This window comes from Pseudoroseomonas cervicalis (genome assembly GCF_030818485.1).
GTDB lineage: Bacteria > Pseudomonadota > Alphaproteobacteria > Acetobacterales > Acetobacteraceae > Pseudoroseomonas > Pseudoroseomonas cervicalis_A.
Genome location: NZ_JAUTAJ010000004.1, coordinates 3,310,094 through 3,332,251 on the forward strand (window position 1 = coordinate 3,310,094; position 22,158 = coordinate 3,332,251).

The 22,158-nt window shown below is 73.0% G+C and carries 21 protein-coding genes and 1 pseudogene; 11 read left to right on the forward strand and 11 right to left on the reverse strand.

Translation table 11 applies throughout. The features are described 5' to 3' along the window. Positions 1-38 precede the first annotated feature (38 nt). The 5 genes and pseudogenes from QE401_RS19520 to QE401_RS19540 all read right to left on the reverse strand — a co-directional run. Positions 39-224, reverse strand: a pseudogene (locus QE401_RS19520) (trehalose-phosphatase); the annotation flags it as partial. Positions 225-578: 354 nt separating this feature from the next. Then, on the reverse strand, positions 579-953 hold the full coding sequence (locus QE401_RS19525) for a DUF2155 domain-containing protein (protein WP_307139764.1): 375 nt from the start codon (positions 951-953) through the stop codon (positions 579-581). Continuing rightward, a complete protein-coding gene (locus QE401_RS19530) occupies positions 953-1,180 on the reverse strand; it encodes a hypothetical protein (protein ID WP_307139765.1) in 228 nt (75 codons plus the stop codon). The genes QE401_RS19525 and QE401_RS19530 overlap by 1 nt, the downstream gene beginning before the upstream one ends. Continuing rightward, the gene (mlaD, locus tag QE401_RS19535) at positions 1,177-1,758 is read right to left on the reverse strand and encodes an outer membrane lipid asymmetry maintenance protein MlaD (RefSeq protein WP_307139766.1); all 582 of its coding nucleotides are present in this window, start codon (positions 1,756-1,758) and stop codon (positions 1,177-1,179) included. Before mlaD ends, QE401_RS19530 begins: the two co-directional genes overlap by 4 nt. 20 nt (positions 1,759-1,778) lie before the next feature. Continuing rightward, positions 1,779-2,132, reverse strand: a complete 354-nt coding sequence (locus QE401_RS19540; protein WP_307139767.1) for an NADH-ubiquinone oxidoreductase subunit NDUFA12 family protein — start codon at positions 2,130-2,132, stop codon at positions 1,779-1,781. A gap of 436 nt (positions 2,133-2,568) precedes the next feature. Between QE401_RS19540 and QE401_RS19545 the strand changes: the two genes are divergently transcribed. The 6 genes from QE401_RS19545 to QE401_RS19570 all read left to right on the forward strand — a co-directional run bounded on the left by QE401_RS19545 (position 2,569) and on the right by QE401_RS19570 (position 8,770). Continuing rightward, on the forward strand, positions 2,569-4,020 hold the full coding sequence (locus QE401_RS19545) for a TSCPD domain-containing protein (RefSeq protein WP_475638109.1): 1,452 nt from the start codon (positions 2,569-2,571) through the stop codon (positions 4,018-4,020). Positions 4,021-4,056: 36 nt separating this feature from the next. After that, positions 4,057-4,530 (forward strand): RidA family protein, encoded by a 474-nt coding sequence (locus QE401_RS19550; RefSeq protein ID WP_307139769.1) that lies wholly within the window; start codon positions 4,057-4,059, stop codon positions 4,528-4,530. Next, entirely contained in the window at positions 4,527-4,961 is a 435-nt protein-coding gene (locus tag QE401_RS19555; RefSeq protein ID WP_307139770.1) for a GNAT family N-acetyltransferase, read from the forward strand. The genes QE401_RS19550 and QE401_RS19555 overlap by 4 nt, the downstream gene beginning before the upstream one ends. A gap of 67 nt (positions 4,962-5,028) precedes the next feature. Further along, positions 5,029-6,402: a YcjX family protein gene (locus tag QE401_RS19560; RefSeq protein ID WP_307139771.1), complete on the forward strand. Its 1,374-nt coding sequence runs from the start codon at positions 5,029-5,031 to the stop codon at positions 6,400-6,402. Beyond that, the gene (locus QE401_RS19565) at positions 6,399-7,421 is read left to right on the forward strand and encodes a DUF697 domain-containing protein (RefSeq protein ID WP_307139772.1); all 1,023 of its coding nucleotides are present in this window, start codon (positions 6,399-6,401) and stop codon (positions 7,419-7,421) included. The genes QE401_RS19560 and QE401_RS19565 overlap by 4 nt, the downstream gene beginning before the upstream one ends. 191 nt (positions 7,422-7,612) lie before the next feature. Continuing rightward, positions 7,613-8,770 (forward strand): GNAT family N-acetyltransferase, encoded by a 1,158-nt coding sequence (locus QE401_RS19570; RefSeq protein ID WP_307139773.1) that lies wholly within the window; start codon positions 7,613-7,615, stop codon positions 8,768-8,770. 95 nt (positions 8,771-8,865) lie between these two features. Here QE401_RS19570 and QE401_RS19575 read toward each other — a convergent pair whose 3' ends face one another. Continuing rightward, positions 8,866-9,474, reverse strand: a complete 609-nt coding sequence (locus QE401_RS19575; protein WP_307139774.1) for a hypothetical protein — start codon at positions 9,472-9,474, stop codon at positions 8,866-8,868. A 227-nt stretch (positions 9,475-9,701) separates the two neighbouring features. Between QE401_RS19575 and QE401_RS19580 the strand changes: the two genes are divergently transcribed. The 4 genes from QE401_RS19580 (at position 9,702) to QE401_RS19595 (ending at position 17,495) form a co-directional block, all read left to right on the forward strand. Then, complete coding sequence (locus tag QE401_RS19580) at positions 9,702-10,586, forward strand: DMT family transporter (protein WP_307139775.1); 885 nt, start codon at positions 9,702-9,704, stop codon at positions 10,584-10,586. Continuing rightward, the gene (locus QE401_RS19585; protein ID WP_307139776.1) at positions 10,583-12,595 is read left to right on the forward strand and encodes a DNA/RNA helicase domain-containing protein; all 2,013 of its coding nucleotides are present in this window, start codon (positions 10,583-10,585) and stop codon (positions 12,593-12,595) included. Before QE401_RS19580 ends, QE401_RS19585 begins: the two co-directional genes overlap by 4 nt. 136 nt (positions 12,596-12,731) lie before the next feature. Next, the gene (locus tag QE401_RS19590) at positions 12,732-14,525 is read left to right on the forward strand and encodes a thiamine pyrophosphate-requiring protein (RefSeq protein WP_307139777.1); all 1,794 of its coding nucleotides are present in this window, start codon (positions 12,732-12,734) and stop codon (positions 14,523-14,525) included. A 273-nt stretch (positions 14,526-14,798) separates the two neighbouring features. Continuing rightward, positions 14,799-17,495 carry an FtsK/SpoIIIE family DNA translocase gene (locus tag QE401_RS19595; RefSeq protein ID WP_307139778.1) on the forward strand — a complete coding sequence of 899 codons (2,697 nt, stop codon included), beginning with the start codon at positions 14,799-14,801 and terminating at the stop codon, positions 17,493-17,495. Between the two features lie 171 nt (positions 17,496-17,666). Here QE401_RS19595 and QE401_RS19600 read toward each other — a convergent pair whose 3' ends face one another. Genes QE401_RS19600 through QE401_RS19620 form a run of 5 tightly spaced genes read right to left on the reverse strand, consistent with a single transcriptional unit; the run spans position 17,667 to position 21,441 of the window. Continuing rightward, positions 17,667-18,593, reverse strand: coding sequence for a metal ABC transporter permease (locus tag QE401_RS19600; protein WP_307139779.1), 927 nt, complete (start codon positions 18,591-18,593; stop codon positions 17,667-17,669). Further along, entirely contained in the window at positions 18,590-19,495 is a 906-nt protein-coding gene (locus QE401_RS19605; RefSeq protein WP_307139780.1) for a metal ABC transporter permease, read from the reverse strand. Before QE401_RS19605 ends, QE401_RS19600 begins: the two co-directional genes overlap by 4 nt. Next, positions 19,495-20,436 carry a metal ABC transporter ATP-binding protein gene (locus tag QE401_RS19610; RefSeq protein WP_307139781.1) on the reverse strand — a complete coding sequence of 314 codons (942 nt, stop codon included), beginning with the start codon at positions 20,434-20,436 and terminating at the stop codon, positions 19,495-19,497. Before QE401_RS19610 ends, QE401_RS19605 begins: the two co-directional genes overlap by 1 nt. Continuing rightward, a complete protein-coding gene (locus tag QE401_RS19615) occupies positions 20,433-20,906 on the reverse strand; it encodes a metal ABC transporter solute-binding protein, Zn/Mn family (protein ID WP_307140279.1) in 474 nt (157 codons plus the stop codon). The genes QE401_RS19610 and QE401_RS19615 overlap by 4 nt, the downstream gene beginning before the upstream one ends. Positions 20,907-20,913: 7 nt before the next feature. Next, positions 20,914-21,441, reverse strand: a complete 528-nt coding sequence (locus QE401_RS19620; protein ID WP_307139782.1) for a metal ABC transporter solute-binding protein, Zn/Mn family — start codon at positions 21,439-21,441, stop codon at positions 20,914-20,916. 162 nt (positions 21,442-21,603) lie between these two features. Here QE401_RS19620 and mntR point away from each other — a divergent pair, with 162 nt between their 5' ends. Further along, the gene (gene mntR / locus QE401_RS19625; RefSeq protein WP_373461486.1) at positions 21,604-22,044 is read left to right on the forward strand and encodes a manganese-binding transcriptional regulator MntR; all 441 of its coding nucleotides are present in this window, start codon (positions 21,604-21,606) and stop codon (positions 22,042-22,044) included. Positions 22,045-22,158: the final 114 nt, after the last annotated feature.

The window sequence follows — 22,158 nt, forward strand, 5'->3', positions numbered from 1 at the left end:
GCATAGGCGATGGGCGGGGTGCTGGTCAGCGCGCGCGCCACCTCCAGCCCGCGGCCGGTGACGATGGCGACCGCCCCGCCCAGCCGGTCCGACAGCCGGGCCAGCAGGCCGGGCAGATGCGGCGGCACCACCACGGCGTCCGGGCGCGGGGCGATCTCGATCAGCGTCCCGTCGAGGTCGAGGAACAGGGCGGCGTGCGGCGAGGGAAGCGGCGGCATGGACATGGTAACAGGATAGGGGCGCGCCGGATGCGCTGTAGACCCCCTTTCTTGCACAGCTCCCGCCACGCCCCGCTGCGTCTTTTTGTCAGTTTATTGAAAACAAAGGGAATGTGGCGGCCGGTCACGGTGGTGTTTACCGGCGCTGGCGGGGCCGCCGGATGGCGGCGGCCGGGCGGAGGCTTGGCCGCGGGAGGGCAGCAGCCCCGCCACAGGCTCCATCACAAGATGGCGGCATCCGGAATGGAGCCCCGCTTTCCCGCCAGGGGGCGGCAGCCCGGAAGCGAGCCGCCCCACCGGACGGCGGCGCCCCGTCCAGAATCCCGCCTTACCACCCGAGGGCGGCAGCCCGGAAAAACATCAACGGCATTCCAGGATGCGGAGGTCGTAGACCGGGTGTTCCAGCATCGACACGCCGGGGGCATTGGCGAACATCCAGCCGCGGAAGGCCGGGGTGCCGTTGGGGTCGTTGCGGGTGTCCAGCACCTCCAGCCAGGCGGCGGCGTCGGGCACCTCCTCCGGCGGGCGGGCATTGCAGGCGCGCACGGTGATGCGCAGCGTGCCGAAATTGATCGGCTGGTTGACCGGGGTCTCCAGCAGGGTGATGCGCGCCGTCACCTTGTCCAGCGCCTGCAGCTTGGCGGTGCGGCCGGGCACCCAGCCCGGATCCTGCTGCGCGGCGGCCGGCAGGGCCAAGGTAAGGGTCAGCAGCGGGGCGAGGAGGGCCGCGCGCATCAGGCGCCACCCCCGGCGCGGCGGGGGCTGGGCAGCTCGGCCACCAGCTCGGCCAGGATGCGGCGCATGGCGCCCTCGTCCACGCCCATCAGCACGGCGTCCTCCAGCAGGTCCTGCAGCATGGTGGCGGCCTCGCGGTGGTTCTCGGCCAGCACCTTCAGCTTCTCCCGGCAGGAGACGGGCTGGCCATCGGCGCCCGGCCACTGGGCGGGCGGGGCCAGGCTCACGGCCGCGGCGCCGCCGGAGCGGCGCCCCCGCTCGGCGCGGCCGGGGGCGCGGCGCCGGTCTGGCCGGATTCGCCATGGCCGCCGCCATTGCCGCCCTGCTCGCGCGCATTGGCCGAGGTCAGCTCGGTGACCGAGAAGATGAAGCGGCCGAGCAGCGATTCCAGGCTGACGGCGGACTGGGTGATGGTGATCTCCTGCCCGTCGCGCAGCATGGTCTCGGAGCCGCCCGGCACCAGGGCGACATATTTGCCGCCGAGCAGGCTCTCCGAGGTGATCTCGGCCGAGCTGTCATTGGGGATGCCGATGCCCGGATCCACCCGCAGCCGCAGGATGGCCAGATAGGTCTGCGGGTCGATGCGCTGGTCCACCACGCTGCCGACCTTGACGCCGCCGATCCGCACATCGGCCCCGGGGGAGAGGCCGTCGATGCGGTCGAACTTGGCGGTCAGCGTGACGCTGCCGGCGGCGCCGGTGCCGAAGCTGCGCCCCGACTGCCCGACGGCGAAGACCAGGAAGGCGGCGGCCACCAGCAGCACGACGGCGCCGGTGATGATCTCCGCCAGATTGCGACCCTGCATGAAGATATCCTGTCTGAGCCTCAGCTGCCCGGCGTCCAGGCCTCGTACTCGCCGGCGGCGCTGGGGCGGGGGGCATTGGCCGGACGCTGGTCCGGGCGATAGGCGAGGGGGGTGCCGGTGCGGTTCGGCTGGTGCTCCTGCTGCCAGGCGTAGCGCTTCTGCTCCGGCAGCGGCGCGTCGGTGACATGGTGCAGCCAGCAATGCCATTCGGGCGGCACGGTGGTCGGGTCCGCCTCCTTGGCGTAGATCACGAAGCGGCGCTTCCGGCCATAGCCGAGCCAGGTCTTCCGGCTCTCGAAATAGGTGTTGCCGAAACGGTCGGTGCCGATCTTGCTGGCGGAGAAGCCAGTGGTCAGCCGCTGCAGGAAGGACATGGCTCGGTCAGTTCCATAGGCTGCGCGGAGACGGGGGGACCCGCCCCCGCAGGGGGAGCGCGCTCGGGGCTTCCTTCGCACATGCGGCGGCATGGGGGAAGGTGCACCCCGCATCCCTGACCCTATAGTTAGGCTTGGCTTTCCGCTTTGCCAGCGCGTGCCTCCGGCTGTTACGCGGCCGTTGCATGGCGGGAGGCGGGCCATGCCGCCGGCGGCGGGCTGGCCGGAGCCACCGCTCCGGGGCGGGCGGCGGGGCGCCCGCCGCCGCCGCGCCCTGTCCGGCGGCCGGGCGCCGGATTCGGGCCGCAGGGCGCTTCCGCGCGGGCGCGGAGGGCGCTAGCCTGCGGGGATGGCTCGGATCGCTGGCACTCCCTGGGAAGGCATCGCGCTGCGGCGCATACGCGCGGCGGCGGATCCGGATTCACCCTTGCGTGCCGTGGCCATCCCCGCCGCCTGGGATGATGGCGCGGCCGAGGCGCTGGCGGTGCTCGCCCCCGGCCAGGGGCCGGTGACGCTGCCCGGCCTGGCCGAGGCCTGGATCCGCCGCCTGACCGCCCGCGCCGGCGAGACGGGTGTGCTGGAGCCGCTCGACGCCCTGGCCCTGGCCGAGTCGCTGCGCGACCTGCTGCTGCGCCGCCGCGGCGCGCCGGGTGCCGCCACCTGGCGCGGCGATGCCAAGGCCGAGCCGCGCTTCGTGCTGAACCTGCCCGCCTTCCTTGACGATGCCGGCGGCTTCGACGCCAGCGGCTATGCGGCCGCCGTGCGCAGCGGCGTGCTGGCGCTGGAGGTGCTGACCGGCGGCCGCGCCCTGCGCCTGCGCCTGGGCTTCGCCGACCTGGCCGGGCTGCTGGCCGCCTGCGGCCTGCCCTACGACTCGGCCGCGGCGCGCGACGTCGCCACCTGCCTCTCCGCGCTGACCCGCGGCGCCGCCGAGCAGGCCAGCGCCGAGCTGGCCGAGCGGCATGGCGCGCGCGAGCCCGCCGCGCTGCTCTGGCCCGCGCCCCCCGCCCGTTGCGCCGTGCCGGGCCTGGCCGCCGCCGCCCGCCGCGCGCTGGATGCCGCCGGCGCCACAAGCGGGCTGCGCCATGTCGGCTGCTACGCGCTGAGCGCGCCCGACGCGGCCGAGGCGCTGCTGGGCGCCGAGACCGGCGGCCTGGCCCCCGCCCAGGGCGCCACCCGCCTGGTGCAGGACGAGACCGGCGCGGTGGTCGAGCAGCCGACCCAGGCCGCCCGCCGCGCCGCCGAGCTGCATGGCGCCAGGGCCGCCGCCGCCCTGCTGGCCCCGGTGGCCGAGACGGCGCGGGAGGCGATGGACGCCGCCATCCGCCCCTATCTGCACGCGCCGAGCCCCCAGCCGCTCGCCCGGCCGCAGCCGGCCCGGCCGCTGCCGCCGCCGCGCCCGCTTCTGTCGGCCCGCGGCGCCGTCTGGCGCGTGGTGGTGGGCGGCCAGCGCGTGACTTTGCGCACCACCGAGACCCCGCAGGGCGCCCTGGCCGAGATCGCCCTCTCGCTGGGCAAGGAGGGCAGCACGCTGCGCGGGCTGCTCGATGGCTTCCTGCAATCGGTCAATATCGGCCTCGCACGCGGCCTGCCGCTGTCCGACTACATCACCGCCTTCGCCTATACCCGCTTCGGCCCCTCCGGCCCGGTCGAGGGCGATGGCGAGATCCTCTGCGCCACCTCGGTGCTGGACTGGGCCTTCCGCCGCCTGGCCATCGCCTATGATGGCGGGCAGGAGGCGCGCCGCCTCTGGCCCGACCCGACCATCGAGGAATGCGCCATCGAGGAGATCGGCACGCCGGGCGACCGTGGCCCGCTGCTGCCGCTCGACCTGCCGGTGCAGCCCTCCCCCGCCGCCCGCCGCCGCATCTTCCGCCTGGTCGGCTGAACCTCTCTCCCCGTTTCCGCTGAAGGAGCCTGCCTGATGGCCGGACGCATCGCCGCTCGCCTCGCCGAGCTCGGCATCACCCTGCCCACCCCGGCCGCGCCGGTCGCCAATTACGTGCCCTTCACACTGGTGTCGGACGGGCGGCTGGTCGTCATCTCCGGCCAGGTGCCGGTGCGCGACGGGGCCGTCGTCTACAAGGGCAAGGTCGGCGCCGATCTCGACATCGACACGGCCAAGGACGCGGCGCGGCTCTGCCTGATCAACGTGCTGGCGCAGCTGCAGGCGGCGGTGGGCGATCTCGACCGCGTCACCCGCGTGGCGCGCCTCGGCGGCTTCATCGCCGCGGGGCCGGACTTCACCCAGCACGCGCTGGTGATGAACGGCGCCTCCGACCTCGCGGTCGAGGTGTTCGGTGATGTGGGCCGCCACGCCCGCAGCACCATCGGCGTGCCCTCCCTGCCGATGGACGCCGCCGTCGAGGTCGAGGGGATGTTCGAGATCGGGGCGTGAGCGACGCCAGCGCGCCGCGCATCGAGATCTGCGGCCCGGATGATGCCGAGGCCCGCAAGGTGATCCTCGACGGCATCATGGACTACAACGCCTCGCAGGTGGGCGATCCGGGGATGTCCCCGCTGACCGTCGTGCTGCGCGATCCGGAGAGCGGCGCGCCGCTCGGCGGGCTGACCGGCAAGACCAACAAGGCCTGGCTGTTCATCGAGCTGTTCCACATCCCCGAAGGGCTGCGGCGGCACCGGCTGGGGGCACAGCTCCTGGCCATGGCCGAGGACGAGGCAAAAAAACGCGGCTGCATCGGCGCCTGGCTCGACAGCTACAGCTTCCAGGCGCCGGGCTTCTACCTGAAGCAGGGCTACCAGGAATTCGGCGTGATCCCGGATCATCCGCCGGGGCACCGCCGCCATTTCTTCCTGAAGCGCTTCTAGGACAAGGGCAGGGGGGAATGAATTCCCCCCTGCACCCCCCATCTTCCTTCTGTCAGTTGGGGAACGCATGGACCGGCTCGCGCACGGGATCAGCCGCATCACGGCGGAAGCCGAACGCCGGCTCAACGAGAACACCATCCGCCTCGCCATCACCGGACTCAGCCGGTCGGGCAAGACGGTGTTCATCACCTCCCTCATCAGCAATCTCCTCGCCCTCGGGCGCGGGCGCGACACCCTGCCGGCGCTGACCCGGCAGCTCGCCATGCAGGGGCGGCGGATCGAGGCGGTGTGGCTGGAGCCCGCCGGCGCCCAGGCGCTGGACTGGTTCGACGCCGCCGAGAAGCTGCGCGACCTGGCCGGCGCCACGCCGCACTGGCCGCCCCGCACCAGCGACCTCGCCAGCGCCAGCCTGGTGCTGCGGGTCACCCGGGGTGGGCGGCTGGGGGCGCATCTGCCATCCCGCCGGCTGCGGCTGGAACTGCTGGACTATCCCGGCGAATGGGTGCTCGACCTGCCGCTGCTCGACCAGGGCTTCGCCGAATGGTCGAAGGCGACGCTGGACCTGCTGCGCCAGCCGCCGCGCGCCGCGCTCGCCACCGATTTCATGGCCTTCCTGGCCAGCCTGCCGCCCGACGCCCCGGCCGAGGACCATGTCGCCCGCCGCGGCTTCCAGCTCTACCGCGCTGTGCTGGAGGCGGGGCGCGACCGGCTGGGGCTGCGCTGGCTGCAGCCCGGCCGCTTCCTGGTGCCCGGCCCCAAGGGCGAGAGCCCGATGATGTGGTTCTTCCCCCTGCCCGGCGCCGGCGCCGCCGCGCCCGGCAGCCTGCGCGAGGCGCTCGCCCGCCGCTTCGACGCCTATCGGGAGGATATGCGGCGCAGCTATTTCGACCCCTGGTTCGCCCGCTTCGACCGGCAGGTGGTGCTGGTGGATGCGCTGGGCGCGCTCTGCGCCGGGGAGGGGGCGTTTGCCGATGCCCGCCGCGCCGCCCGCCAGCTGGCCGCCGCCTATGATGGGCGCAGCCGCAGCCGCTGGCTGCGCCGGCCGCTGCTGCAGCGCGTGGCCTTCGCCGCCAGCAAGCTGGACCATGTGCCCGAGGCCCAGCGCCCCGCCTTCCGCGCCCTGTTCCGCGACATGGTGGGGGAGGGCGGGCCGCGCCTGAAGCATTTCGCCCTGGCCGCCTTGCGCAGCACCGAGGATGCGCCGGCCACCGAGGGCGGCCCCGTGGTGCTGGGCGTGCCGCTCGGCGAGCAGCGGCGCCGCCCCTTCCGCCCCGGCCCGATCCCCGACCATGTGCCGCCGCCGGGCGATGCCTTCTGGCGCCGCCCCTATTTTCCGCTGCCCGAATTCCGCCCGCCGCTGCTCGACCCCGAGGGGCGGGAGGGCCTGCCGCAGCTCGGCCTGGACGTGCTGCTCTCCTGGCTGCTGGAGGATGCGCTGTGAGCGACCGCCCGAACGGCCGGAAACCCGCCCCGCCGCCCGTCACGCCCCCGGGCGCCACCCCCGGCTGGGCCGATGCGCCCCCCGCCTGGGACGGCCCCGCCCCCGCCTGGCTCGACCCGGTGGAGGGCGGCGCCATCCGCCCGGACACCCCGCTCGCCCTGCGGCCGGAGGCGGAGCAGGAACCCTCCGCCGGCTGGCTGCGCTCCCTCGAGCTGCTGGGCGGCGCCGGCGCGCTGCTGCTGCTGGGCGGTGGCGCGCTGTGGCTCGGGCTGATGCTCGATGATCTCTTCGCCGTCTCCCCCGGCTTCGGCTGGGCCGGCGTGGCGCTGGGGGGCATGGTGGCGGCGCTGCTCTCGGCCGCCGCCTGGCGCGAATGGCGGGCGCTGCGCCGCCTCTCCGCCCTCGACCGGCTGGCCGAGGCGCTGCAGGACGCGCCCGACAACGCCCCGCCGCCGGCCGCGCTGCTGCGCTGGGTGGACGGCATCGGCCGCCGCCTGCCCGAGGCCGCCGGTGCCGCCGCGCAGATCCGCGCCGCCGCCACGCTGGGCGAGGCGCGCGGGCTGGTCGCCGGGCTGCTGATGCCGGTGCTGCAGGCGCGGGTGAAGGCGCTGGGCGGCCAGGCGGCGCGGCGCGTCTTCCTGGCCACCGCCATCCTGCCCAGCCCGGCGCTGGACGCCGCCGCCATGGCGCTGATCGGCCTGCGGCTGATGCGCCAGGTGGCCGAGCTGAACGGGCTGCGTCCCGGCACGCTGGTGCTGGGCCGGCTGGTGCGGCGCCTGGCCTTCTCCACCGGCCTGAGCATCGGCACCGACATGGCGGTGGAGGCCGGGCTGGAACAGGTGATCGAGGGCCATGCCGCGAAGCTGGCCGGTGGCGCCGCCGGTGCCGCCGTCGCCGCCCGCCGCATGGCCCGCCTCGCCCAGGCCACCTTTCTGTCCGTTACCCCTTTTTCTGCCGGGCTGCCGCCGTCGGGTGGCCAGGTGGGACGCGGCACGGCGCCCGGGCGCAGCCTGCGCTGACGCACTTTTTTCGGGCTGCCGCTGTCGGGTGGCGAGGTGGGACGCGGCACGGCGTCCGGGCGCAGCCTGCGATGATGCAAAGCCCCCCTGGGCCGGTGCGCTCCGTCCCAGTGCAGCCCCTCCCGCCCCGGCCCTGACCGGCAGCCGAAAGAAGGGTTGTGGGGGAAGGGAGGGAGCACACATGCTGGGGCATGAGCCCGCCCGAACTGACCCTGCAGCTGCATCGCGCCATCGCCGAGATTCCGGCGGCGGAGTGGGATGCCTGCGCGGGGCCGGACAATCCCTTTGTCAGCCACGCCTTTCTGTCCGTGGTGGAGGAGAGCGGCTCGGCCAGCCCGCGCACCGGCTGGCTGCCGCAGCATCTGGCGCTGCGCGACGGGGCGGGGCGGCTGCTGGGCGTGGCCCCGGCCTATGCCAAGAGCCATTCCTATGGCGAATACGTCTTCGACCATGGCTGGGCCGATGCCTTCGAGCGCGCCGGCGGCCAGTACTACCCGAAGCTGCAGGTGGCGGTGCCGTTCAGCCCGGTGCCGGGCCCGCGGCTGCTGCTGCATCCCGAGCGTGGCCTGCCGCCGGCGGCGCTTGCCCAGGCCATGGCGCAGGTGACGCAGCAGCTGGGTTTTTCCTCCGCCCATGTCACCTTCTGCAGCGAGGCGGAGTGGCAGGCGCTGGGCGAGGCCGGCTGGCTGCAGCGCATCGGCATGCAGTTCCACTGGCACAATGACGGCTATGCCAGTTTCGAGGATTTCCTGGCCGCGCTCTCCAGCCGCAAGCGCAAGCAGCTGCGGCGCGAGCGGCGTGACGCGCAATCGGCCGGGCTGACCTTCCGCACCCTGCGCGGCGCCGAGATCACGCCGCGCCACTGGGCGGCCTTCCACCGCTTCTACCTGGACACGGTGGACCGCAAATGGGGCAGCGCCTACCTGACCGAGGGCTTCTGGCCGCTGCTGGCCGAGCGCCTGGGCGAGCGCGTGGTGCTGATGGTGGCCGAGCAGGCGGGCGAACCCGTGGCCGGCGCGCTGAACCTGATGGGGCGGGACACGCTCTATGGCCGCAATTGGGGCGCCACGGTGGAGGCGCCCTTCCTGCATTTCGAGCTCTGCTACTACCAGGCCATCGACTTCGCCATCGCCCACGGGCTGCAGCGGGTGGAGGCGGGGGCGCAGGGGCAGCACAAGATCCAGCGCGGCTACCTGCCCGTCGCCACCTATTCGGCGCATTGGATCGAGCATCGCGGGCTGCGCCGGGCGGTGGCGAATTTCCTGGCCGAGGAACGCCCCGCGATCCTGGCGGGCATGGAGGAGCTGGCCGCCGCCTCCCCCTTCCGCGGGGAAGTGCCGGAAGGCTAGCGGCGCTTCCGCCGGCGCGGTCTTGCCCCCATGCGCGCCGGGCTTCGGCGTGGCGGGGGCCGCGATCGGTCCCGGCGCTGTGTGCCGCCGCGCTCCTAGCGGCTCTGCAGCCGGTTGAAGTCGAAGGCCTTCATCAGCTCGACCAGCGTCTCGGCCTTGTCGACGCCCTCGCTGGTCAGCTGCACCATGGTGTTGCCGCGCACCAGGGTCAGCTCCATCGTGTTGTCGCCGGGTTCCTGCCGCAGCATGGCGTTGTCGGCGCCGATGCGCACGCGGCGGGTGTGCGGCGGCATGATGGTCGGGTTGCTGACGATGCTCGCCATGCCCTGCGCCACCGGTGAATCGATCATCATCCGGGCGGTGATGCGCTTCTCGCCATCCGCCTGGGTGTATTCACGGGTGATGCCGATGCCGCCACCCATCAGCTGGGCCGCGACATTGCCGCCGGCATCGTCCTGCGAATCCTCCAGCGTCCAGCCCTGGGGGGCGGCGGGGAAGAGGCGGGCATAATGCTCCTGCCGCTGCCGGGCGATGGCGGCCAGCGCGAAGCCCAGCTCCTCGGCCGAGCGGCGCAGATCGCCCTGGCGGTACAGCTCCCGCGCGCGGTCGATCATCTCGGGCACCTCCTCGGCCCGCAGCGGCGTGGCGAGCGCCAGCCCGGCCAGCAGCAGGGTCAGGAAGCGGGTGGGGCGCGGCAGGGTCACGATGCTCGGTCTCTCAGGCTGCGTCGGTGGCGCATTGAGAGCGCGAGCCGGGCGATGCGGCAAGGCGGGCACGGTCAAGATCGCGGCACCGCTCGGCACCGTGTGCGGGGCCCTGGGACGGCCCCGGAAAGGCGCCCGGCCAGGCCGCCGGAAGGCCCCTGGGAAGGCCGGCGCTTTCCTGCCAGTCTCCGCCGCCCTTTGCCGCCCGATCAGGATCCGCGCCCGCCATGCTCACCGCCTATGCCCAGCTCGCTTCCTCCATGGTGCTGGTGGGCGCCAATGTCGGGGTGGCCAAGCTGCTGGCGGGGGTGCTGCCGATCGCGCTGATCGCCGGGCTGCGCTGCCTGCTGGCCTGCCTGGTGCTGTGGCCGCTGGCCCGCGCGTTGGAGGGGCGGGCGCGCCCCTCCGCCGCCGCCCTGCGCAACCTGGCGGCGCAGGCGGCGCTGGGCACGCTGCTCTACAATGCCGCGCTGCTGACCGGGCTGCGCCACACCACGGCGCTGGAGGCCGGGCTGGTGCTGGCCACCCTGCCGGCGGTGATCGCGCTGGGCAGCGCGCTGTGGCTGCGCGAGCGGCTGGCGCCGCGGCAATGGGCCGCCGCCGCGCTGGCCGGCTTCGGCATGGCGGCGCTGACCCTGGCGCAGCTGGGCCAGGGCGGCGAGGGCGGCAGCCTGCTGGGCAATGCGCTGGTCTTCGTCGCCGTCTGCGGCGAGGCCGCCTATGTGCTGCTGGCCAAGCGCCTGGCCGGGCGGGTGCCGGTGGTGACCGCCAGCTTCTGGATGCAGGCCTTCAGCACGCTGATGCTGCTGCCCTTCTGCCTGCCGGTGCTCGGCGCCGCCGCGGCGCTGGCCGAGCCCGCCACGGCCGGGCTGCTGGTGTTCCACAGCCTGACCGCCTCCGTGCTGTGCCTGCTGCTCTGGTATGCCGGCATGAAGCGGGCGCCGGCGGGGGTGGCCGGCATCTTCACCGCGCTGCTGCCGGCCAGCGCCGCGCTGGTGGCGGTGGCGCTTCTCGGGGAATCCTTTTCAGGGCTGCACGGGCTTGGATTGGGGCTGATGCTGGGGAGCATCGGGTTGGCGACCTGGCCGCGGCGGCGGGGAGGGGTGGCGTGAGCGGGTGGGTCAACACCGATGGCGCGACGCTGCTGCGCGACAGCGCCGCGGATTGGGCAGCGCGGCTGGCCGCCAAACAGGCGCGGCAATTGCGTGAGGTAACGCCGGAGCAGATCGCCTCCTGGGAAGTCTTTGTCAGCCTGTTGCAGGACGCGCTGCGGCGCATCCCCGGTGCGGAGCACTGGACCGTCTCGCTGGAATACGACCTGCTGCGGCTGGAGGCGCGCATCGACGCCGTGCTGCTCACCGGGCGCGGCATTCTGGTGGTGGAGTTCAAGCACCGCGCCACCAGCTATGAACGCCCTGATCGAAACCAGGTCGAGGATTACGCCCTCGACTTGCTCAATTTCCACGCGCTGAGCCACCGCCATCCCCTGGTGCCGATTCTGTTGGCTGAGTGCGCGCCAACAGCACAGAACCAAATGCCTCTGCTTTGGGATGGCGTGGCACCGAGTGTGCTGCAGACCAATGCCGCGAGCTTCGCTGCCTTGCTGGCGGAGGCCTCGGCGACTTTGCCAATGCCTGCCACGCCGCTGGATGGCGCGGCCTGGCTGCGCGGCGCCTACCGCCCCGTGCCCACGGTGATCGAGGCGGCGCAACGCCTCTTCGCGCGGCATGGGGTGGAGGAGATCGCTGCGGCCCGCGCCGATGTCGCCAATTTGCGCGCCACCACCGCGGCCATCCGCCGCGCCATTGCCGAGGCGCGGCGCCTGGGCGAGCGGCGCGTGGTGTTTGTCACGGGGGTTCCGGGCGCCGGCAAAACGCTGTGCGGGCTCAATCTGGTGTTTGGCCAGCAGGCGGAGGAGAGCGCCGCCTTTCTCACCGGCAACACGCCGCTGGTCGCTGTGCTGCGCGGCGCGCTGGAGCGAGATGCCGTGGCCCGCCAGGGGCGCGCCCGCCGCCAGCCACGGCGGGAAGCGCGAACGCTGCTGCAGAACATGCATCGTTTCCTGGAACACCATGTTCGCCATCCTGAGGAAGCGCCGGCCGAAGCCGTGGTGGTGTTCGATGAGGCGCAGCGCGCCTGGGATGCCTCGCAGGCGCAGCGCGACACGCAGCGCCGCCGCTCCATCCTTTCCGATTCCGAGCCCGCCCATATTTTGGAGATCATGGCGAGGCGTCCCGGCTGGTCCGTGATCGTCGCGCTGATCGGCCAGGGGCAGGAGATCAACACCGGCGAGGCGGGGCTGGCCGAATGGGGCCGTGTGGTCGCGGCCAGCGAAGGTGTCTGGCAGGCGGTGGCGGCCCCCGCCGTGCTGGACACCACGGCCGAACCGGCGCAGCGGCTATGGCCCGAGCACCCCGCCTGGCTGCGCCTCGACCCCGATCTGGCGCTGACCGTGCCGGTGCGCTCGGTGCGGCATGACCGGGGCGCGCTGTGGGTGGATGCGGTGCTGAATGACCGTCCGCAAGCGGCTGCAGCGATCGCCGCTGAAGGCGGCTTGCCCTTCGCTTTGGTGCGTGACCTTCCCAGTTTGCGGGCTGCGCTGCGCCGCCGTGCCCGCGGGCTGCGCCGGGCTGGGCTGGTCTGCTCGGCCAAGGCGAAGCGGCTGCGCGCCGAAGGGCTCGGCGCCCAGTTGCAAGGCGCCGATGAGGAGGTGGTGAATTGGTTTCTGTGTCGCTGGCCGGATGTCCGTGCCTCCGACGCGCTGGAGGTCTGCGCCACGGAATATTCCTGCCAGGGGTTGGAGCTGGATCTGGTCGGCCTGGCCTGGGGCGGTGACTTTATTCGTGTTGGCGATCGCTGGCAGGCGCGGCGCTTTTCCGGCCGGCGCTGGAATGTCGTGGGGCAGGCGGAGACACGCCGGCATATTCGCAACACCTATCGTGTGCTGCTGACCCGCGCCCGCTATGAGACGCTGATCTTTGTGCCGCGCGGCGATGCGCAGGATGAAACCCGCCCCCCCGCCGAGGCCGAAGCGATCGCGGATTATCTGCTCGCCTGCGGTGTGCCGATGCTTGGAGATGAGGAAGAGGCCGGTCCCGACGAAGAAGCCCGTCTGCTCTAGATCCCTCTCCACCAAAGCCACGCCCCAGTTCTGCGCCCCGCCTCCCCACAGGACCGCGGCAGCCCGATAGAAAAAAAGAACCTGCTTCCTTCTCTTGCGTTCCTCCTCCAACGCACACAGCGAAGGAGCGCGCAGCATGGCCAAGACGGTCGCCGATTTCGTCTGGGAGCGCCTCGGGCAATGGGGGGTGAAGCGGGTCTATGGTTATCCCGGCGATGGCATCAACGGGCTGATCGGCGCGCTCGACCGGGCGAAGGACCGCATACATTTCGTCCAGGCGCGGCATGAGGAGATGGCCGCCTTCATGGCGGTCGGCCATGCCAAATTCACCGGCGAGGTCGGGGTCTGTCTGGCCACCTCCGGCCCCGGCGCCATCCATCTGCTGAACGGGCTCTACGACGCCAAGGCCGACCACATGCCGGTGCTGGCGCTGGTCGGGCAGCAGGCGCGCGCGGCGCTCGGCGGGCATTACCAGCAGGAGGTCGACCTGGCCGCCCTGTTCCGCGATGTCTGCGGCTTCGTGCAGCAGGCCAGCGTGCCGGAGCAGATCCGCCACCTGGTCGACCGCGCCATGCGCATCGCCATCGGCCAGCGCCAGGTCACCTGCATCATCCTGCCGAACGACATCCAGGAACTGCCGGCGGTCGAGACCCCGCCGCACGCGCATGGCACCATCCACAGCGGCATCGGCTGGGAAGCGCCCAGGGTGGTGCCGGAGGCCGACACGCTGGCGCGCGCCGCCGCGGTGCTGAACGAGGGCAAGAAGGTCGCCCTGCTGGTCGGCGCCGGCGCGCTGCAGGCGACCGACGAGGTGCTGGCGGTGGCGGATGTGCTGGGCGCCGGCATCGCCAAGGCGCTGCTCGGCAAGGCGGCGGTGCCGGATGAGCTGCCCTTCGTTACCGGCTCGATCGGGCTGCTCGGCACCGAGCCTTCCTGGAAGATGATGCAGGGCTGCGACACGCTCTTCGTCATCGGCAGCGGCTTTCCCTATTCCGAATTCCTGCCGCCGGAAGGTGCGGCGCGCGGCGTGCAGATCGACCGCGACCCCTCCATGCTCAGCCTGCGCTACCCGATGGAGGTGAACCTCACCGGCGATTCGGCGGCGACGCTGCGCGCCTTGCTGCCGCTGCTGCGGCGCAAACCCGACACCGCCTGGCGCGACCGCATCGAGGGCTGGACCGCCGATTGGTGGACGCTGCTCGACAAGCGCGCGGCGCAGAAGGCGGAGCCCATCAACCCGCAGCTGGTGTTCCGCGAACTGTCGCGCCGCCTGCCGGAGCGCGCCATCATCGCCGGCGATTCCGGCTCCTCCACCAATTGGTATGCGCGCGACGTGAAGCTGCGGCGGGGCATGATGGCCTCGCTCTCCGGCGGGCTGGCCAGCATGGGGGCGGGCATGCCCTATGCCATCGCCGCCAAATTCGCCCATCCCGACCGGCCGGTGGTGGCCATCGTCGGCGATGGCGCCATGCAGATGAACGGCATGGCGGAGCTGCTGACCGTCGCCCGCTACTGGCAGGAATGGTCGAACCCGCAGCTGGTGGTGCTGGTGCTGAACAATCGCGACCTGAACCAGGTGACCTGGGAGCAGCGGGTGATGGGCGGCGACCCGAAATTCGAGGGCAGCCAGAGCCTGCCCGATTTCTCCTACGCCGCCTTCGCCGAGCTCGCCGGGCTGCGCGGCCTGGCGGTGGACGACCCGGACAAGGTGGGCGAGGCCTGGGACGCCGCCCTGGCGATGGACCGCCCCGTGGTGCTCGACATCCGCACCGACCCCAACGTGCCGCCGCTGCCGCCGCATGTGACCCTGCAGCAGGCCCGCGCCTTCATGGCCAGCCTGTGGGGCGAGCCGGAGCGCGGCTCCGTCCTGGCCAACACCGCCCGCCAGCTCGCCAGCCGTCTTCCTTTCGGGCTGCCGCCGTCAGGTTGAGACGCGGGACACTTTTCTTTCGGGCTGCCGCCATCCGGTTGAGAGGCGGGACGCTGCACTCGACGGCAGCTGCAGCTTGGGGGTGTGGCAGGGGCGATTCGGCCCGCGCCCTCCGCCCCCGCCAGCGCAGCGAGGCGTCGCACTGTCACATCGCGGCCACGGCGCGGGGCGGAGAGGGGGCTGGGCCGGTGTTTCTCCAGCCCTTTCCTTTCATTCCAATTATTTGCCGTGCTAGCCTCAGCCACCCGCTCAGCAACAGAGTGACCGAGGCCGATGCCGCGCGCTTATGCCGACCGAAATTCCAGCCCCGCCCCCAATTCCGGCGGGCGTCTTGCCGAGGGCGCGCGCCGCTTCGCCTCCCCGGCGATGAAGGCCGCCCTGGCCCGCCGCGGCGCCGAGCTGGCGGGGCTGGTGCTGGGGCTGGTCGGGCTGGCGCTGCTGGTCGCGCTGGTCAGCTACAATCCGGACGATCCCTCCTTCTCCAAGGCGACCAACGCCCTGCCCACCAACCTGGCCGGGCCGGTCGGCGCCGTGGTGGCCGATCTGCTGCTGCAGGGCTTCGGCTGGGCGGCGCTGCTGCCGGTCGGAGTCGCGCTGGGCTGGGCCTGGCGGCTGGCGACGCAGAAGGGGCTGGCCCCCTTCCCCTGGCGGCTGGCCGCCGTGGTGGTGGCGCTGCCCATGCTCGCCGCCGCCCTCGACTTGGCGCCGCTGCCCGCGGCCTCGGACAATCTGGCCGGGGCGGGCGGTGCCGCCGGCGGCATGCTGGCCGGCTGGATTACCGGCGGCGTCGCCGGGCTGCTCGGCCCGCTGGGCGGGCTCGGCGCCCAGGTCGGCATCGTGGCGCTGGCCGGCTCGCTCTCCTTCGCCGCCCTCGGCGTGCCGCTGCTGGCCTGGCGCCAGGCGGGCCGCGCCGCCGGCCATGCCGCGCGCGGCAGCGTCGGGCTGACCGCCAGGCTGGTCCGCCGCAGCGTCGCCGAGCCCGAGCCGCCCGCCCACTACGCCGCCGCCTGGCGCGAGCAGGAGCGGGACGCGGCGCAGGAGGATGGCCCCAGCATCGGCACCCGCCTGGCCGCGCCCTTCCGCGCCGTGGGGGGTGCGGTGGGCGGGCTGTTCGCGCGCCGGGCCGAGGCGCCCTCGCCGCAGCTGGCCGCCATGCTGCGCGCCGCCGATGTCGCCGCCGCCGAGGCCGACCACATGCCGCCGCGCCCCGCCGGCGCGCCCCGCATCCGCCAGGCGCCGCAACTGCCGCCCCCCGGTGCCCGCCGGGCGCCGAGCTTCAGCGGCCGCCCCGGCCCCGCCGCCGCGCCCGCCCCTTCCCCCGCGCCCTGGGATGAGCCCGAGGAGCAGGAGGAGGAGCTGGAGGAGATGGCCGCGCCGCGCCGGGCCGAGCCCGAGCCGCCGCGCCGCGCCGAGCGCGCCGCGCCCCCCCCGCGCCGCGCCGCGCCGCCGCCGCCCGAGCCCAGCCAGTTCGAGCTGCCGCCGCTGGAACTGCTGACCCCGCCGCCGGCCCGCCGCGCCACCGGCCCGACCGAGGAGGCGCTGCAGAACAATGCCCGCCTGCTGGAATCGGTGCTGGAGGATTACGGCGTGCGCGGCCGCATCGTCGAGATCCGCCCCGGCCCGGTGGTCACGCTCTATGAGCTGGAACCTGCGCCCGGCACCAAATCCGCCCGCGTCATCGGGCTTGCCGACGACATCGCCCGCAGCATGTCGGTCATGGCGGTGCGCATCGCGACGGTGCCGGGCCGCAACGTCATCGGCATCGAGCTGCCCAACGCCAAGCGCGAGACGGTCTATTTCAGCGAGCTGCTGATCACCGACGATTGGAGCCGCCAGAGCGGCAAGCTGCCGCTGGTGCTGGGCAAAGATATCGGCGGCGCGCCGGTCATCGCCGACCTCGCCCGCATGCCGCATCTGCTGATCGCCGGCACCACCGGCTCGGGCAAGTCGGTCGGCATCAACACCATGATCCTGTCGCTGCTCTACCGCTTCACGCCGGATGAGTGCCGCTTCATCATGATCGACCCGAAGATGCTGGAGCTGTCGGTCTATGACCGCATCCCGCATCTGCTGGCCCCCGTCGTCACCGAGCCGCCCAAGGCGATCGGCGCGCTGAAATGGACGGTGCGCGAGATGGAGCGCCGCTACCGCGCCATGTCGCAGCTCGGCGTCCGCAACATCGGCGGCTACAACGAGAAGGTGCAGGCGGCCCTCGCCCGCGGCGAGGTGCTGACGCGCCGCGTGCAGACCGGCTTCGACCCCGACACCGGCAAGCCGGTCTTCGAGGACCAGCCCCTGGCCCTCGCCCCCCTGCCGATGATCGTCGTGGTCATCGACGAGATGGCCGACCTGATGCTGGTCGCCGGCAAGGAGATCGAGGCCGCGGTGCAGCGCCTGGCGCAGATGGCGCGCGCCGCCGGCATCCACGTCATCATGGCGACGCAGCGCCCCTCGGTCGACGTCATCACCGGCACCATCAAGGCGAACTTCCCGACGCGCATCTCCTTCCAGGTGACGTCGAAGATCGACAGCCGCACCATCCTGGGCGAAATGGGCGCCGAGCAGCTGCTGGGCCAGGGCGACATGCTGCACATGGCCGGCGGCGGCCGCGTCAGCCGCGTGCACGGCCCCTTCGTCTCCGACCAGGAGGTGGAGCGCGTCGTCGAATGGCTGCGCGAGCAGGGCGAGCCCGCCTATATCGAGGAAGTCACCGAGAGCGACGAGGAAGGCGGCGACAACGGCATGTCCGGCATCGCCGGCGCCTCGGATGGCGAGAAGGGCCTGTTCGACCAGGCCGTCGCCCTGGTGACGCGCGAGGGCAAGGCCTCGACCTCCTTCATCCAGCGCCACCTCTCGATCGGCTACAACCGCGCCGCCAAGCTGATCGAGCAGATGGAGAAGGAAGGCGTGGTCGGCCCCGCCAACCATGTCGGCAAGCGCGAAGTTTTGGCCCGCCGCACCGACGATTAGTTTGTCGGGCTGCCGCGGCCTTCTGGCGAAGCGGGACGCGACACTGGGTCGAAGCGCAGGCTTCCCGGTGTCGCGATCCCGTCTCGGCCCTGACCGGCAGCTGACAAAAAAATCTCAGGCTGCGGCCGGCCCGTTGAAAGGCGAGGTGCAGCCCTGGGCCGGAGCCCCGGGCTACAGTGCAGCGACCCCGTTTCGGCCCTGACCGGCAGCGGACCGAAAAGACCAGGCGGCGGCGAGCATCAGCGCCGCGATCACCGCCATCATGCCGGCGGCGTTCAGCCCATGGTCCAGCCCCAGCAGATGCGGCACCAGGATGGCGGCGCCATAGCCGCCGCCGCCCATGGCGATCGCCGCCGCGCCGGAGATCAAGAACTGGTGGCGGTAATTGTCGGTCAGCAGCCGGGCGATGGCGGCGGGCGCGATCAGCGCCGCGATCACCAGGATCGAGCCCACCGCCCAGAAGGCGGCGACGCAGGCGACCGAGACCAGCACCAGCACCACCAGCGACAGCCCGCGCGGGGCGAAGCCGATGCTGGCGGCGAAATCCGGGTCGAAGGCGGCCAGCCGCAGCTCCTTCCACAGCAGCGCCAGCCCGGCCAGGGTCAACGCCAGCACGCCGGCCAGGGTGCGCGTCTCCTGCGGCAGCTCGGCCAGGGCCGCCGGGTCCCAGAGCGAGGACAGGCCGGTGGCGGAGGGCCAGATCAGCGCCTCGAGCTGGCCATAGAGCACGCAATCGACGTCGAGATCGACGGCGCGCGCGCCGCTCAGCTCGATCATGACGAGGCCAAGGGCGAACAGGCCGGAGAACACCACGCCCATCACCGCGCCCGGCTCCAGCCGCGTCAGCCGGCGGATCAGGGCGATCAGCAGCGCCGCCAGCACCGCGGCGCCCATGGCGCCCACCACCATGGGCAGGGTGGCGCGGCTGCCGGAGACGATGAAGCCCATCACCAGCCCGGGCAGCACCGAATGGCTGATGGCGTCGCCCAGCAGGCTCTGCCGCGTCAGCAGCAGCAGATTGCCGAGCAGGCCGCAGGCCAGGCAGGCCATGATGGCGGCCAGCAGCGGCGCGAGGTCGAGCTGCAGGAAGGTGGTCATGCGCGGGCCTCCCGCCGCAGGCGGCGCTGGCGCAGCGCGAAGGCGACAACGCCGCGCGCCGGGGCGAACAGCAGCGCCAGCAGGAACAGGGCGCAGGCGGTCAGCGCGATGGTGGCGCCGGTGGGCAGGCCGGGCAGGGTGGCCGAGAGCCCGGCGCCGAACCAGGCCGCGACGGCGCCGAGGGCGCCCGCCAGCGGCACCATCACCGCCAGCCGCTCGGTGGCCAGCCGCGCGGTCGCCGCCGGCACCACCATCAGCGACACCACCAGGATCAGCCCGACGGCGCGCAGCCCGGCGACCGTCACCGCCAGCATCAGCCCGAGCAGCGCGAGGTCCAGCAGCCGCACCGGCAGGCCGACGCTGGCGGCGTATTCGGCGTCGAAGCACAGCACCGCCAGCGGGCGGAACAGCAGCGCCAGCAGGGCCAGCGCCACCAGCGCCAGCACGGCGATCAGCGTGGCATCCGCCGCGCTCATCCCCGCCGCCTGGCCCAGGATGAAGCTGTTCAGCCCCGCCTGGCCGCCCACCGGCAGCGACTGCACCACCGAGACCAGCACGACGCCGATGCCGAAGCTGAGCGAGATGACCAGCGCCATCGCCGCATCGTCCCGCAGCCTGCCGCCGCGCGCGAGGGCGCCCGCCACCAGCACGCCGAGCGCCGCGGTCAGCGCGCCGCCGCCCAGCAGCAGCGGCAGGGAGCGCGGATTCCACCCCAGCCCAGCGGCCAGGATGAAGGCCAGGCAGATGCCCGGCAGGGTGGCGTGCGCCGCCGCATCGGCGATCAGCGCGCGGCCGCGCAGCAGCACGAAGCAGCCCAGCGCGCCGGCCGCCAGCCCGAAGGCGGCGACGCCCAGCGCCACCACCCGCGCATTGTAGCCCCCGCCGAGGGCCAGCACATTCATCAACCCTTCCATTTTTTTGCCAGGCTGCCGCTGTCGGGTTGGAAGGCGGGACGCGGCACGGGGGCGTGCTGCGCGTGGGGCTGGAGCAGGGTCGCGCCGCCGGGCGAAGACGCCCCGTCCATGGCGGGCTCCTCCCGTCCCGGCCCCGACCGGCAGCTGACAGAAAGAGCCGCGTCGGTGGCGAAGGCCAGCTCGCCGGGGGCGGAGACGGTGATGCGCCCGCCATAGGCCAGGGCCAGATTCTCCGGCGTGAAGGTGGTCCGCATCGGCCCGGCGGCGATGACGCCGCCATTCAGCAGGCAGACCTCGGAGAAGTAGTGCGGCGCCGTGGCCAGGTCGTGATGCACGGCGATGACCGTGCGGCCCTCCCGCCCCAGGCGCTGCAGCACGGCGATGATGGCGCGCTCGGTGGCGGCGTCGACGCCGGCGAAGGGCTCATCCATCAGGTAGAGATCGGCCTCCAGCGCCAAAGCGCGGGCGAGGAAGACGCGCTGCTGCTGGCCGCCGGAGAGCTGGCCGATCTGGCGTTCGGCGAAATCGGCCATGCCGACCTCGGCCAGGGCCGCGCGGGCGCGCTCCCGCTCGCTGCGCGGCAGCGGGCGGAACCAGCCGATCCGCGGGTAGCGGCCCTGGCTGGCGATCTGCAGCACGGTCGCGGGGAAGTCCCAGTCGACGCTGGCGCGCTGCGGCAGGTAGCCCACCCGGCGGCGCGCGGCGGAGAGCGGCTGGCCGAAGAAGCGCACCTCGCCCGAGAGGCGCGGCACCAGGCCGAGCGCCGCCTTCAGCAGGGTGGATTTGCCGGCGCCATTGGGGCCGACAATGGCGGTCAGCCGCCCGGCGCCGGCCTGCCAGCGCACATCGCGCAGCACCGGCGCCTCGCGATAGGCGACCGAGAGGCCCTCGACCGCCAGGGCGGGGGTGGAGGCAGGGGCGGCGCTCATCGGATGCCCGCCAGCCGGCCGGAGAAGCCGCGCGACGGCGCCTGGCCGCCCAGCGCCCGGGTGATGACCGTCACATTGTGGTCGATCATGCCGGGATAGGTCCCCTCATAGCTGCCCGGCGCGCCCATGGCGTCGGAGAACAGCTCGCCGCCGATGACAACACGGTGGCCGCGCGCCGCCGCGCCCTCGACCAGCGCCCGCACATTGCGGTCGGAGACCGAGCTCTCGACGAAGACCGCCGGGATGCGGCGCTCGACCAGGATGCCGACCAGCTCCTCGATGCGGCGCAGCCCGGCCTCCGACTCGGTGGACAGGCCCTGGATGCCCATCACCTCGATGCCGTAGCGGCGGGAGAAGTAGTTGAAGGCGTCATGCGCCGTGACCAGCACGCGCTGCGGCGCCGGGATCGAGGCGATGGCCTGCCGCGCCCAGCCATCCAGCGCCTCCAGCTCCTGCCGCAGCGCGGCCAGGTTGGCGTCATAGGTGGCGGCGCCGGCCGGGTCGGGTCTCCTTCAGCTGCTGCGCGATGCGGGTGGCGACCTGCGACCAGAGCGAGACATCCATCCAGACATGCGGGTCGGGATGGCCCTCCGCCCCCTCGGCGGCCAGCAGCGCCTCGCGCGGCAGCGACTCGGCCACCGCGACCACGGGCCGGCCGGTGCGGGCGATGCGGGTGAAGGCATCGGTCATTTTCCCCTCCAGCAGCAGGCCGCTGTAGAGGACCAGCCCGGCGCGCAGCAGCTTCGCCACATCCTCGCGCGTTGGCTTGTAGAGATGCGGGTCGACGCCCTCGCCCATCAGCACCTCGAGGGCGATGCGGTCGCCGCCGATGCGGCGGGCCAGGTCGCCCACCATGGCGGTGGTGGCCAGCACGGACAGCCTGCCGGCGCCCGCGGCCGCGCCGCCGCCGCGGGCGGGCTGGGCGGCCAGGCCCCAGGGGAGCAGGGCGGCGGCCGCGGCACCGAGCAGCAGGGGCCGGCGCGACAGGAGGCGGGGGAGGGGCATCTCCGGCATTCTCCGATGTGGCGTGGTCGTCATCTGGTGCCAGGAGCGGCACCTTCAAGCGTGGGCAGCAGAATGAAGCCAAGGCTACATTTTGCGCAAGGGGGGCGTGGCTGCTAGAGCGCGCCGAGGGTCAGGGGCACCGGCATGGAGCAGGACAAGGACATGGCGGCCGCCGAGGGCGCCGATGAGGAGGCGCAGGCGCAGGCGCAGGAAGCCGCGCGCCATGCCTCGGCGCGCTCGGCCCGCGCCAGCGCCCTGCTGCATGACTATGTGGAGCTGATCGACGATCTGCTGACCACGGGCGGCGAGGCGCGGCCGACCGACATCGCCCGCCGGCTCGGCGTCTCCCACGCCACGGCGATCAAGGCGGTGGCGCGGCTGAAGCGCGAGGGGCTGGCCCATTCCAAGCCCTATCGCGGCGTCTTCCTGACCGAGGCCGGGCGGGCACTGGCGGCCGAGGTGCGGGCGCGCCACCGGGTGGTGGTGGATGTGCTGCTGGCGCTCGGCGTGCCGCCCGAGATCGCCGAGATCGATGCCGAGGGCATCGAGCACCATGTCAGCGACGCGACGCTGGCGGCCTTCGAGAGATTCCTGGGGCGCTAGGAAGGGTGAGAGCCAACCCATCTATCCCCAAGATGGCTTGACCATTTGCTATTTCGGTATCAGCATTGGAACGCTCCTGAAAAGGAGCTGCGAAGAACCCTGAGAAGCGGTTCT